Consider the following 12723-nt stretch of genomic DNA (forward strand, 5'->3'; position numbering starts at 1 on the left):
GGAGGGGCCCCTATTGCCCTTCCCTCGTATTCCGTGATTTTACTTTTCCTCACGGAATGCACTTCAAGTCCCTTCGGTTTTAAGGGAATCGGAGATTCCTCCTGAACCCCGCCCCGGGAGAGGGAGCGTTCCTTCTGCAGCGGCCGGCCTCTGAGAATTCGGCGCGGTCCAACACGGTCACGGCGCCGAGCTGTTGGAGGTACTCGGCCTGCGACGCGTTGCCGGTCGCGGCGCCGCGAGGAGATCTTCGGGCCGGTGGTGACGATCCTCGGCTACGACAGCGTCGACCACGCCGTCGAGATCGCGAACGACACCGAGTACGGTCTCGCCGGCTATGTGGCGGGCGCGGACCTGGAGAAGGCGCGTGCCGTGGCGCGTCGCATCCGGGCGGGATGGGTCGCGATCAACGACGCGTTCGACTTCGGCTGCCCGTTCGGCGGATACAAGAAGAGCGGCAACGGGCGGGAGTGGGGCGAGTTCGGCTTCCACGAGTACCTGGAGACCAAGGCCATTCTCGGCTAGGGGTTCTTAACTGCTGTGGGCTTCGTCATCGAATCTCAGCGTTTCTGAACTTCCGTTAATGGTCGGGGTGTTGTCGGTGGCGGCCGGTAGCCTGATCGGGTGATCGTCACGCATGCCTACCGGTTTGCACTGGACCCGACGCCTGGTCAGGTCGGCGCGCTGCTGCGGCATGCCGGTGCGGCCCGGGTGGCGTTCAACTGGGGTATCGCGCAGGTGAAAGCGAACCTCGGGCAGCGGGAGGCGGAACGGTCCTACGGCATTGCCGAGGCCGATCTGACGCCGTCGTTCGGCTGGTCGATGTATTCCATGCGCAAGGTCTGGAACGCAGCGAAGAGGGAGGTGGCGCCGTGGTGGCGGAGTGCTTGAAGGAGGCGTACGCCACCGGGCTGGATCAGCTCGCCCGGGCCTTGAAGAACTGGTCCGATTCCAAGCGCGGCAAGCGCAAGGGCCCGCGGATGGGCTTTCCTCGCTACAAGTCGAAGCGGAAGACCACGCCGTCGGTTCGGTTCACCACCGGCACGATCCGCTTGGAAGACGACCGCAGGCATGTCACGCTCCCGGTCCTGGGAACGATCAGGGCGCATGAGTCCACACGGAAGCTGCACCGCCGGATCGCGGCCGGCACGGCGGTGGTGAAGTCTGCGACCGTCCGCCGCGAGGCGGGCCGCTGGTTCGTGTCCTTCACCTGCGAAGTCGAGCGCACCGACCGTACCCCGTCCCGGGCGGATAAGGTGATCGGCGTCGACCTGGGCATCAAGCACCTCGCGGTGTTCTCCGACGGCCGCCCGAGGGCCGAGAACCCCAGACACTACGACACCGCGCGGCGCAAGCTCGGCCGCCTGTCCCGTACGGCCGCCCGCCGTCTGGGCCCTGACCGGCGCACCGGGCAGCAGCCTTCGAAGCGTTGGCAGCGCGCGGATGCGGCCCGCAACCGGGTGCACTACCGCACCGCGAACCTGCGGCGGGACGCGCTCCACAAGCTCACCACCAGCCTGGCCCGCGAGTACGGCACGATCGTGGTGGAAGACCTCAACGTCTCGGGGATGCTCAAGAACCGCAAACTCGCCCGTGTCGTGGCCGACGCCGGGTTCGGCGAGATCCGGCGTCAACTCGCCTGCAAAACCCGGTGGAACGGCGGAACGCTCGAAGTGGCGGACCGCTGGTTCCCCAGCAGCAAGACGTGTTCCGGATGCCAGGCAGTGACACCCAAACTGCCTCTCCGGATACGGATGTACGTATGCGAACACTGCGGACTCGTCCTCGACCGGGATGAGAACGCGGCACTGAACGTCGCCGCGCTCGTGAAGCGGCACGTCGCCGGGAGTGGCCCGGAGACGGAAAACGGACGTGGAGCCGACCGTAAGACCCCGTCCTGCGGGGCCGGTGGCATTGAAGCGTCTACCCCGCATTGATACCTCCTGGTATTGAGTGAGACGGGGACCTTCGCCCAGCAGTGGGCGAATCACTGAGATTCGCAGAAACTCGGTGAACGGTGATCCGAACGACACCCCCGACACGCCTGAGGCGGCCTCGTCGGGCTGACGAGGCCGCCTCACGGAGCGGACATCCGGGTGTCGGCGGATGCGGGCGCGGGTGCCGGACGGGTCAGGCGCCGCAGGAGCGCAGGAACTTGCGGGTGCGTACGGCGATCGGGAGCGGCTTGTCCGGCTCGCAGGGGTACATGTCCTGCTCGACGATGGCGAACAGCTCCACACCGAGACGCTGGGCGGCCACCAGCACCGGCTCCAGCTCCGGTACACCGGACGGGGGTTCGCACATCACGCCGCGCTGCACGGCGGGACCGAACGGCACCTCGTTCTTGACGACGTCGGCGAGGATCGCCGGGTCGACCTGCTTGAGGTGCAGATAGCCGATGCGCTCGCCGTACGTCTCGATGAGCTTGACGCTGTCGCCGCCGCAGTAGGCGTAGTGCCCGGTGTCCAGACACAGGTTGACCAGGTCGGAGTCGGTGGAGTCGAGGAAGCGCTCGACGTGCTCCTCGGTGTCGATGTGCGTGTCCGCGTGCGGATGGACGACGATGTCGAGGCCGTAGGTCTCCTTGACCTCGTGGCCCAGCCGTTCCATGCCCTTGGTCAGGTGGGCCCACTGCTCGGCGGTCAGCTCCGGCGGCTCGATGATCTCGGCGGTCTTGTCGTCCCGCCAGAAGGACGGGATGACCACCAGATGCTTCGCGCCCATGGCCTGGGTGAGCGCGGCGACCTCGCTGACGTGTTCCCAGGTGGCGTCCCAGACGGACGGTCCGCGGTGCAGCCCGGTGAAGACCGTACCGGCCGACACCTTCAGGTCGCGCTTGTCGATCTCGGCGGTGAGCCGGGCCGGGTCGCTCGGCAGATAGCCGTAGGGGCCGAGTTCGATCCAGGAGTAGCCCGCCTCGGACACCTCGTCCAGGAAGCGTTCCCAGGGCACCTGCTGGGGGTCGTCGGGGAACCAGACGCCCCAGGAGTCCGGCGCGGAGCCGACCCGGATGCGGTCCAGGGGAGCGGTCATGTCAGGAGGTCCCTTCGGAAGTGGCCGCCGCGGGTGCTTTGAGGTCCTCCGCTTCGGGGAGTTCGTCGACGTCGACGCCGCGGACCTGGGCCAGTTCGTGCTTGAGTGCGGCGAGTTCGGCGCCGCCTGCCATGTGGTTGGTCAGTTCTTCCAGGCTGACCTCGCTGCGGGCGGCGCTGAGTTCGAGGGTGCCCAGGCGCAGGACGCTGAAGTGGTCGCCGACCATGTAGGCGTGGTGCGGGTTGTGGGTGATGAAGATGACGCCGAGGCCGCGGTCGCGGGCGGCGGCGATGTACTTCAGGACCACGCCGGACTGCTTGACGCCGAGGGCGGCGGTCGGCTCGTCCAGGATCAGCACGCGGGCGCCGAAGTAGACGGCGCGGGCGATGGCCACCGACTGGCGCTGGCCGCCGGAGAGGGTGCCGATGGGCTGGTCGAGGTCGTCGAGGACGATGCCCATGTTGCGCAGTTCCTCGTCCGCGGTCTTCTTCATGCGGTCGATGTCGAGGCGCTGGATCGGCCAGGGGCCCTTGGTCATCTCGGAGCCGAGGAAGAAGTTGCGCCAGACCGGCATGAGGGGGACGGTGGCGAGGTCCTGGTAGACGGTGGCGATGCCCTTGTCGAGGGCCTCGCGCGGGGTGGAGAAGCGCACCGGGACGCCGTCGACGAGGAATTCGCCCTCGGTGTGCTGGTGCAGGCCGGAGATGATTTTGATGAGGGTGGACTTGCCGGCGCCGTTGTCGCCGAGGACGCAGGTCACCTGGCCGGGGTGGACGGCGAGGGAGACTCCGTGCAGGGCACGGATGTTGCCGTAGGCCTTCCCGGCGCTGCGCAGTTCGACGATCGGGGCGGTGCCGTCCTCGGGCGGAGCGTCCGGGAGGATGGCGCCGGCGGGTCCGGATCCGTTGGTTGTCATGGGTCGGTTCACCTCCGGGTCGCCGCGCGGCGGACCCACAGATTGATGAGCGTGGCGCCGAGCAGCATCACGCCGAGGAAGGCCTTGAACCAGTCGGGGTTCCAGCCCGCGTACACGATGCCCTGGTTGACCATGCCGAACATGAAGGCGCCGAAGACCGGTCCGATCGCGGAGCCGTAGCCGCCGGTCAGCAGACAGCCGCCGATCACCGCCGCGGCGATGTAGATCAGCTCCTGGCCGACGCCCTCGCCGGACTGCACGGTGTTGAAGGAGAACAGCTGGTGCATGCCGATGAACCAGGCGCCGAAGCCGACCAGCATGAAGAGCGTGATCTTGGTGAAGGTGACCGGTACGCCGACCGCGCGGGCGCTGTCCTGGTTGCCGCCGACGGCGAAGATCCAGTTGCCGTACTTGGTGCGGAGCAGGACCCAGGTGGCGATGGCCGCGAAGACCAGCCACCACACGACGGTGATCTTCACCTGGACGCCGCCGACGTCGAAGGAGGAGGCGAAGACCTTCTTCGCCTGGTCGAATCCGTCCATGGTGCTGATGTCGTCGGTCGCGACGTTCCCGGTGATCAGCTTGGTCACCGCGAGGTTGACGCCTTGCAGGATCAGGAACGTGCCGAGAGTGACCAGGAAGCTCGGTAGCCCGGTGCGGACCATCATCCAGCCGTTGAACGCGCCGACCGCCAGCGAGACGATGAGCGCGACGATCACGCCCACCCAGACGTTCATGGTCAGTTGGTAGCTGATCATGCTCGCGGTGAGCGCCGAGGTGATCACGGCGACACCGGCCGACAGGTCGAACTCGCCGCCGATCATCAGCAGGGCCACGGGCAGTGCCATGATCCCGATCGTCGACGACTGGTAGAGGACGGTCGCCATCGAGCTGCCGGAGCGCACCGACGGCGCCGCGATCAGGAAGAAGACGAACACCGCGACGGCGCCGAGGAAGACGCCGACCTCGGGCCGAGCGAGCAGCCGCAGCGTCAGGGAGCGCTGCGCGGTCCGCCCGTCGGTCTCCTTGGGGCCGGGAGCCGGCGGTGTGGTCACCGCCGGCTCAGCCTGCTGGGCCATGCTCATCACCGGGTGCCCTTCGCGGCGAACTGGGCGACGGTGTCGACGTTGGACTTGTCGACGAACGCCGGGCCGGTCAGGATCGGCTGCTCGCCGCCGCCGCTGTAGTTCCCGTTCGTCTTGTAGAGCCACAGCGAGTCGACGGCCAGGTAGCCCTGGAGGTAGGGCTGCTGGTCGACCGCGAACTGGATCGTGCCCTTGCTGATGGCGCCGGTCAGGTCCTTGTTGAGGTCGAACGTGGCGATCTTCGCCTTGCTGCCGGCGTCACCCACCGACTGCACCGCGGTCAGGGCGTACGGGGCGCCGAGGGTGACGACGTAGTCGATGGCGCTGTCCTGCTTGAGCTTGGCGGTGATCGTCGACTTCACGGACGGCATGTCGGTGCCGTTGACGTACAGGGTCTCCGTCGTGCCGCTGAAGGTCTTCTTCACTCCGTCGCAGCGCTGGGTGAGTCCGATGTTGCCCTGCTCCTGGATCACACAGACGGCCTTCTTCGCGCCTTCCGAGTTCAGCCTCTTGCCCAGCGCCTCACCCGCCACCGTCTCGTCCTGGCCGAAGAACTCCATCAGACCCAGCTTCTGCCAGTCGCTGACGCCCGAGTTGAGGCCGACCACGGGGATCTTGGCCGACGTCGCCTTGCTCACGACGTCCTTCATGGCGTCCGGCTTGGCCAGGGTGATCGCGATGCCGTCGACCTTCTGGTCGATGGCGTTCTGGACCAGGTTGGCCTGGTTGCCCGCGTTCGGGTCGGCGGAGTAGACCAGCTTCACGTTGTCCTTGGCGGCCGCCGCCTCGGCGCCCTTGCGGACGATGTCCCAGAACGTGTCGCCGGGTGCCTGGTGGGTCACCAGCGCGACCGTCATACGGGGAGTGTCGGCCTTGCCGGCCGACACCGCCGCCCCGCTCTCCTCGGCCTTCTTTCCGCCGGAACTGCTGGAGCAGCCGGCTATGAGCAGCACGGATGCCGCCGCGGTCGCGACGAGTGGGGCGATTCTGCGGGTACGGGGGTGAAACGTGCGGTCCATCTTTCCAGCACCTCACTGTGCGACAGGGGAAAGGGAACGGGACGGCGCCGGGGCGCTGGGCCCGTGCGGGGCCCGGACAGGACGTCCGGGTCGATGCGGGTGACGCGGCTGCTTCGTTGGGACGGGATACAAGTCCCTGACGCACCCCCCTGTCAATACTTTGTTAAGACATCATTTCCTGAGCAGGTCCGAATGTCAGTACAAAGTCTTGACAGGGGAGGGCCGTGGGTCCTACACCTAAGAGGCACCGGGCGCCCTGTTGCCCGCATCCCACGCATCAGGAGCGTCACGCATGCCTGAGTCCGCTGAATCCTTCGACGGCGAGTCCCTGGACGTCATCACCATGGGACGCATCGGCGTCGATCTGTATCCCCTGCAGACGGGTGTGCCGCTCGCGCAGGTCGAGACCTTCGGGAAGTTCCTCGGCGGCTCGGCGGCCAACGTCGCGGTGGCCGCCGCGCGCCTGGGCCGGTCCACCGCGGTGATCACCCGCACCGGGCAGGACCCCTTCGGCACCTATCTCCACCAGGCGCTCAAGGAGTTCGGTGTCGACGACCGCTGGGTCACACCCGTCGACGCCTACCCCACGCCGATCACGTTCTGCGAGATCTTCCCGCCCGACGACTTCCCGCTCTACTTCTACCGGCGGCCCAAGGCACCCGATCTGGAGATCCGGACTGACGAGCTGGACTTCTTCGCGATCCGCGCGGCCCGCATCTTCTGGATCACCGGCACCGGCCTGAGCGAGGAGCCCAGCCGCTCCGCCACGCTCGCCGCGCTGAAGACGCGCGCCAAGTCCGGCACCACCGTCTTCGACCTCGACTGGCGGCCCATGTTCTGGTCCGACCCGGACGAGGCACGCCCGTACTACGCCGAGGCGCTGCGGCACTCCACCGTCGCCGTGGGCAACCTCGACGAGTGCGAGATCGCCACCGGCGTACGCGAACCCCGTGCCTGCGCCGAAGCCCTGCTGGCGGCCGGTGCGGAACTCGCCGTCGTCAAACAGGGCCCCAAGGGGGTCCTGGCCGTCCAGCGCGACGGCACCGTCGCCGAGGTCCCGCCGGTCCCGGTGGAGGTCGTCAACGGCCTCGGCGCCGGAGACGCCTTCGGCGGCTCGCTCTGCCACGGCCTGCTGTCCGGCTGGGAGCTGGAGAAGACCATCCGGTACGCCAACGCGGCCGGCGCGCTCGTCGCCTCCCGTCTCGCCTGCTCCTCCGCGATGCCCACCGAGTCCGAGGTCGAGAACCTCCTCGCGCGCGGCTGACCGACGCCACCCCCTGAACGGAGCCTGTCTTGAGCATCAGCATCCCCGACCTCGCCACGGTGCGCGCCCGGCATCCGGAGGCCATCGCCGAAGCGGCCGCCCGCCGGGTCCGCCGCCCGCTGATCGGCGACAGCGGCCGCCTGATGATCGTGGCCGCGGACCACCCCGCGCGCGGCGCGCTCGGCGTCGGCGGGCACCGCCTGGCCATGGCCAACCGCGCCGACCTCCTCGAACGACTCTGCGTCGCGCTGTCCCGGCCCGGGGTGGACGGGGTGCTCGCCACCGCCGACATCCTGGAGGACCTGCTGCTCCTGGGCATTCTGGAGAACAAGGTCGTGATGGGCTCCATGAACCGCGGTGGCCTGTCCGGCGCGTCCTTCGAGATGGACGACCGCTTCACCGGCCACCGCGCCGAGGACATCGAGCGGCTGCGCTTCGACGCCGGAAAGCTGCTGGTGCGCATCGACTACGACGACCCGGGCTCCCTGGAGACCCTGCAGACGACCGCGCGCGCCATCGACGACATGGCCGCCCGCCGACAGCCGCTGTTCGTCGAGCCGTTCATATCCCGCCGGGTGGACGGCAAGGTCCGCAACGACCTGAGCGCCGAGGCCGTCACCCGGTCCATCGCCATCGCCTCCGGCCTCGGTGGCACCTCGGCCTACACCTGGCTCAAGCTCCCGGTCACCGACGACCCCGACGACATGGCTGGGGTCCTGGAGGCCTCCACCCTGCCCGCCGTGCTGCTCGGCGGCGAGGTCGGCGGCGACCAGGAGGGCGCGTACGAGAGATGGCGCAAGGCCCTGCGGCTGCCCACCGTCCAGGGCATGGTCGTGGGCCGCTCGCTGCTCTACCCCGCCGAGGGCAGCGTGGAGACCGCGGTGGACACTGCCGTCGGCCTGCTCTGACTCCCACCCGCCCGCGCCGGGTCGCCGCCTCCCGAAGGCCCGCTCGGATTCCCGTAGAGGAGCCCCTCCCGATGACCACCACGCACCATCTGCCCGCCGGCAAGGCCGCCGCCGACGTCTACGCCCTGGACGTCAATCCCGAGTCGGCCGGCTGGGGCCACTCCAGCCTGCGGGTGCTCGAACTGCCCGCGGGCGGCTGGCACGCCTTCGACACCGGCGACAGCGAGTGGATCGTGCTCCCGCTCTCGGGTGGCTGCACCGTCGCGGTCGGCGGCGACACGTTCCGGCTCGCCGGGCGCGAGAGCGTCTTCAGCGGGGTGAGCGACTTCGCGTACGTGCCCCGCGACGCCCAGGTGTCGATCGCCTCGCGTGACGGCGGCCGGTTCGCGCTCACCGGCGCCCGCTGCACCCGCCGACTGCCCGCCCGCTACGGGCCCGCCTCGTCCGTCCCCGTCGAACTGCGCGGCACCGGCTCCTGCTCCCGCCAGGTCAACAACTTCGGCGCCGCAGGGGTCTTCGAGTGCGACAAACTGATCGCCGTCGAGGTGATCACCCCCGGTGGCAACTGGTCCTCCTTCCCGCCGCACAAGCACGACGAGCACCGGCCGGGCGAGGAGTCCGAACTCGAGGAGATCTACTACTTCGAGTTCGCCCCCCACGAGGGCACACCCGGCCTCGGCTACCAGCGCGTCTCGCCCTCGGGCCACGGCGCCCGGACCGATGTGCTGGCCGAGGTGCGCGACGGCGACGTCGTCCTCATCCCCGACGGCTGGCACGGGCCGTCCATGGCCGTGCCCGGCCACGACATGTACTACCTCAACGTCATGGCGGGCCCCGGCACCGACCGCGCCTGGCTGATCTGCGACCACCCCGACCACGCCTGGATCCGTGACACCTGGCCGGAGCGGCCGGTCGACCCCCGCCTGCCCCTCTACACCGCCCCCGAGAGGTCCTGATGAGCACCATCACCCGTCGTCTGACGACAGCCCAGGCGCTGGTGCGCTTCCTGTCCGCGCAGTACAGCGAGCGCGACGGCGTACGCCACCGGCTGATCGCCGGCACCTGGGGCATCTTCGGCCACGGCAATGTGGCGGGCATCGGCCAGGCGCTCCTGGAGGCCGGCGAGGACACCATGCCCTTCCACCAGGGCCGCAACGAGCAGTCTATGGTGCACGCGGCGGTCGGCTACGCCCGCCAGCTCAACCGCCTCTCCGCGCAGGCCGTGACCACGTCCATCGGTCCCGGCGCCACCAACCTCGTCACCGGCGCCGCCCTCGCGACGATCAACCGCCTGCCCGTACTGCTGCTGCCCGGCGACTACTTCGCGACGCGCCCCGCCGACCCGCTGCTCCAGCAGCTGGAACACCCCGTCGAGGCCGATGTCTCCGTCAACGACACACTGCGCCCGGTCTCCCGTTACTTCGACCGGATCACCCGCCCGGAGATGCTGATCCCGGCCGCGCTGAACGCGATGCGGGTGCTGGCCGACCCGGCCGACACCGGTGCCGTCACCCTCGCCCTGCCGCAGGACGTGCAGGCGGAGGCGTACGACTGGCCGGAGGAGTTCTTCGCCGAGCGCGTCTGGCGCGTACGCAGGCCCGCCCCCGATCCTTCGGAACTCGCCGAAGCCGTACGGGCGATCCGCGCCGCCGAGCGCCCCCTGATCGTGGCCGGTGGGGGAGTGCACCACAGCGAGGCCGAGGCAGCGCTCAAGGCCCTGGCCGACGCCACCGGCATCCCGGTCGCCTCCACCCAGGCGGGCAAGGGCTCCCTGCGTCACGACCACCCCGCCGACCTCGGCGGCATCGGCCACACCGGCACCGCGGTCAGCGACGACATCGCCCGCACCGCCGACCTGATCATCGGGGTCGGCACCCGCTACACCGACTTCACCACTGCCTCGAACACGCTGTTCCAGCAGCCGGACGTGCGGTTCGTCAACCTCAACATCACCGCCTTCGACGCCCACAAGCTCGCCGCCCGGCCGCTGGTCGCGGACGCGCGGACGGGGCTCGACGCGCTGACGGAGGGGCTGTCCGGCCACCGGGTCGACGCGGCGTACGAGGCCGAGTACCGCGCGGGCAAGGCGCGTTGGGAGGAGGTCGTCGAGGCCGCCTACCGGGCGGACGACTCCGCCGTGCCCACCCAGACGCAGGTCCTCGGCGCCCTGGACGCCGTCGTCGGTGACGAAGACGTGGTCATCAACGCGGCCGGCTCGCTCCCCGGTGACCTGCACAAGCTGTGGCGGGCGCGCGGCCCGCGCCAGTACCACCTGGAGTACGGCTACTCCTGCATGGGCTACGAGATCCCGGCCGGCATCGGCGTCCAGCAGGCCGCCCCCGGTACGCCCGTCTGGTCGCTGGTCGGCGACGGCACCTATCTGATGATGCCCACCGAGATCGTCACCGCCGTCCAGGAGGGCCTGCCCGTCAACCTGGTCCTGATCCAGAACCACGGCTACGCCTCCATCGGCGGCCTCTCCGAGGACGTCGGAGGCGAGCGCTTCGGCACCGCCTACCGCTACCGCGCCGCCGACGGCACGTTCTCCGGAGCCCCGCTCCCGGTGGACCTCGCCGCCAACGCAGCCAGCCTGGGCATGGACGTCATCCGCGCCAAGACCGTACGGGAACTGCGTGACGCCCTGGCCGCGGCACGCGCCTCGGACCGGCCGACCTGCGTGTACGTCGAGACCGATCCGACGCCCACCGCTCCGCCCGCCGAGGCCTGGTGGGACGTACCCGTCGCCGAAGTCGCCTCCCGTGACGCCGCGTCGAGCGCCCGTGAACGGTACGACGGCCACGCCGCCGCCCGCCGCCGCCACCTCTGATCCCGACCTCTTCGCCTGCTCCGCCACCGAAAGGCCCCCGCACCATGAAGACCATCACCCACTGGATCGGCGGCAAGCCCGTCGAGTCCGCCTCCGGACGCTTCGGCCCCGTCTACAACCCGGCCACCGGCGCCCAGGAGAAGCAGGTCGGCTTCGCCTCGGTCGACGAGGTGGACGCCGCCGTCGCCGACGCCAAGTCGGCGTACGAGAGCTGGGGCAGCGCCTCGCTCGCCAAGCGCACGGCGATCCTCTTCAAGTACCGCGAACTGCTCGACGCGCACCGCGACGAGATCGCCGAGCTGATCACCGCCGAGCACGGCAAGGTGCACTCGGACGCGCTCGGCGAGGTCGCCCGCGGCATGGAGATCGTCGAGCTGGCCTGCGGCATCGCCGAGAAGCTCAAGGGCGAGCTGTCCACGCAGGTCTCGACCCGGGTCGACGTCGCCTCGATCCGTCAGCCGCTGGGTGTCGTCGCGGGCATCACGCCGTTCAACTTCCCGGCCATGGTGCCGATGTGGATGTTCCCGCTCGCCATCGCCTGCGGCAACGCCTTCGTGCTCAAGCCGAGCGAGAAGGACCCGTCGGCCTCCTTCCGGCTCGCCGAGCTGGCCTCCGAGGCCGGGCTGCCGGACGGTGTGCTGAACATCGTGCAGGGCGACAAGGTGGCGGTGGACCGTCTCCTGGAGCACCCGGACGTCGTCGCGGTCTCCTTCGTCGGCTCCACGCCCATCGCCAAGTACATCCAGCTCAAGGGCGTCGAGCACGACAAGCGCGTACAGGCGCTGGGCGGTGCCAAGAACCACATGCTCGTGCTGCCCGACGCCGACCTGGACTTCGCCGCCGACCAGGCGATCAACGCCGCCTACGGCTCGGCCGGCGAGCGCTGCATGGCGGTCTCGGTCGTGGTCGCGGTCGGCGACACCGGCGACGAGCTGGTCGGCAAGATCGCCGAGCGGGCCAAGAACCTCCGCATCGGCCCCGGCGACGACCCGGCGAGCGAGATGGGCCCGCTGATCACGCGCGAACACCGCGACAAGGTGGCGTCGTACGTCGCCGGCGCGGCGGCCCAGGGCGCCGAGGTCGTCGTCGACGGCACCGGCTACTGCGTCGAGGGCCACGAGAACGGCTTCTTCCTCGGCGTCTCGCTGCTCGACAGGGTCCCGGTGACGGCGGACGCGTACAAGGACGAGATCTTCGGCCCGGTGCTGTGCGTGGTGCGCGCCGACACCTACGACGACGCCATCAAGCTCATCAACGCCTCCCGCTGGGGCAACGGCACCGCGATCTTCACCCGGGACGGCGGCGCCGCCCGCCGCTTCCAGCTGGAGGTCCAGGCGGGCATGGTCGGCATCAACGTGCCGATCCCGGTGCCGGTCGGCTACCACTCCTTCGGCGGCTGGAAGGACTCCCTCTTCGGCGACCTGCACATCTACGGCAACGACGGCATCGCCTTCTACACCCAGGGCAAGGTGATCACCACGCGGTGGCCCGACCCGGCCGACGCGGGCATCAACCTCGGCTTCCCCAGCCACTCCTGACTCGCAGTGGCGGCCGGTGCGGGGGTCAGATCTCCTCGACTCCCGCACCGGCCGTCCTCAGGACCGACCGTCAGGACGATGCGATGGCAAGGGTTCCCGTCCGCCGGACCGCCCGGACCCCACGAGCAGCGGCCGC

At 69.6% G+C, this 12723-nt stretch carries 12 protein-coding genes; 8 read left to right on the plus strand and 4 right to left on the minus strand.

What is annotated here, in order from left to right; translation table 11 throughout:
* Positions 1 to 243 precede the first annotated feature (243 nt).
* The 3 genes from ACIRA5_RS30490 to tnpB all read left to right on the plus strand — a co-directional run bounded on the left by ACIRA5_RS30490 (position 244) and on the right by tnpB (position 1934).
* On the plus strand, positions 244 to 522 hold the full coding sequence (locus ACIRA5_RS30490; protein WP_403696537.1) for an aldehyde dehydrogenase family protein: 279 nt from the start codon (positions 244 to 246) through the stop codon (positions 520 to 522).
* A 99-nt stretch (positions 523 to 621) separates the two neighbouring features.
* Positions 622 to 888 carry a helix-turn-helix domain-containing protein gene (locus ACIRA5_RS30495; protein WP_403695941.1) on the plus strand — a complete coding sequence of 89 codons (267 nt, stop codon included), beginning with the start codon at positions 622 to 624 and terminating at the stop codon, positions 886 to 888.
* On the plus strand, positions 873 to 1934 hold the full coding sequence (gene tnpB / locus ACIRA5_RS30500; RefSeq protein ID WP_403695943.1) for an IS607 family element RNA-guided endonuclease TnpB: 1062 nt from the start codon (positions 873 to 875) through the stop codon (positions 1932 to 1934). The genes ACIRA5_RS30495 and tnpB overlap by 16 nt, the downstream gene beginning before the upstream one ends.
* Before the next feature lie 193 nt (positions 1935 to 2127).
* On the opposite strand, the gene ACIRA5_RS30505 is transcribed toward tnpB, so the two are convergent.
* From ACIRA5_RS30505 to ACIRA5_RS30520, 4 genes are read right to left on the minus strand one after another with little or no spacing between them, the layout of a single operon-like run.
* Positions 2128 to 3030: a sugar phosphate isomerase/epimerase family protein gene (locus tag ACIRA5_RS30505; RefSeq protein ID WP_403695946.1), complete on the minus strand. Its 903-nt coding sequence runs from the start codon at positions 3028 to 3030 to the stop codon at positions 2128 to 2130.
* Position 3031: 1 nt separating this feature from the next.
* Entirely contained in the window at positions 3032 to 3946 is a 915-nt protein-coding gene (locus ACIRA5_RS30510) for an ATP-binding cassette domain-containing protein (RefSeq protein ID WP_352051243.1), read from the minus strand.
* 8 nt (positions 3947 to 3954) lie between these two features.
* Positions 3955 to 5031 (minus strand): ABC transporter permease, encoded by a 1077-nt coding sequence (locus ACIRA5_RS30515; RefSeq protein WP_075025792.1) that lies wholly within the window; start codon positions 5029 to 5031, stop codon positions 3955 to 3957.
* A complete protein-coding gene (locus tag ACIRA5_RS30520) occupies positions 5031 to 6050 on the minus strand; it encodes a sugar ABC transporter substrate-binding protein (RefSeq protein WP_403695950.1) in 1020 nt (339 codons plus the stop codon). The genes ACIRA5_RS30515 and ACIRA5_RS30520 overlap by 1 nt, the downstream gene beginning before the upstream one ends.
* A gap of 292 nt (positions 6051 to 6342) precedes the next feature.
* On the opposite strand from ACIRA5_RS30520, the gene iolC reads away from it, so the two are divergent.
* The 5 genes from iolC to ACIRA5_RS30545 all read left to right on the plus strand — a co-directional run bounded on the left by iolC (position 6343) and on the right by ACIRA5_RS30545 (position 12587).
* Positions 6343 to 7314, plus strand: coding sequence for a 5-dehydro-2-deoxygluconokinase (gene iolC / locus ACIRA5_RS30525; protein ID WP_403695952.1), 972 nt, complete (start codon positions 6343 to 6345; stop codon positions 7312 to 7314).
* Positions 7315 to 7343: 29 nt separating this feature from the next.
* Positions 7344 to 8222 (plus strand): deoxyribose-phosphate aldolase, encoded by an 879-nt coding sequence (locus tag ACIRA5_RS30530; RefSeq protein WP_403695955.1) that lies wholly within the window; start codon positions 7344 to 7346, stop codon positions 8220 to 8222.
* Positions 8223 to 8293: 71 nt separating this feature from the next.
* Positions 8294 to 9178, plus strand: a complete 885-nt coding sequence (gene iolB / locus ACIRA5_RS30535) for a 5-deoxy-glucuronate isomerase (protein WP_403695958.1) — start codon at positions 8294 to 8296, stop codon at positions 9176 to 9178.
* A complete protein-coding gene (gene iolD / locus ACIRA5_RS30540; protein ID WP_403695961.1) occupies positions 9178 to 11049 on the plus strand; it encodes a 3D-(3,5/4)-trihydroxycyclohexane-1,2-dione acylhydrolase (decyclizing) in 1872 nt (623 codons plus the stop codon). Before iolB ends, iolD begins: the two co-directional genes overlap by 1 nt.
* Before the next feature lie 44 nt (positions 11050 to 11093).
* Positions 11094 to 12587: a CoA-acylating methylmalonate-semialdehyde dehydrogenase gene (locus tag ACIRA5_RS30545; protein ID WP_403695964.1), complete on the plus strand. Its 1494-nt coding sequence runs from the start codon at positions 11094 to 11096 to the stop codon at positions 12585 to 12587.
* Positions 12588 to 12723 lie beyond the last annotated feature (136 nt).

Source organism: Streptomyces sp. NPDC096311 (genome assembly GCF_044763085.1).
In the GTDB taxonomy this organism is placed as follows: Bacteria; Actinomycetota; Actinomycetes; order Streptomycetales; family Streptomycetaceae; genus Streptomyces.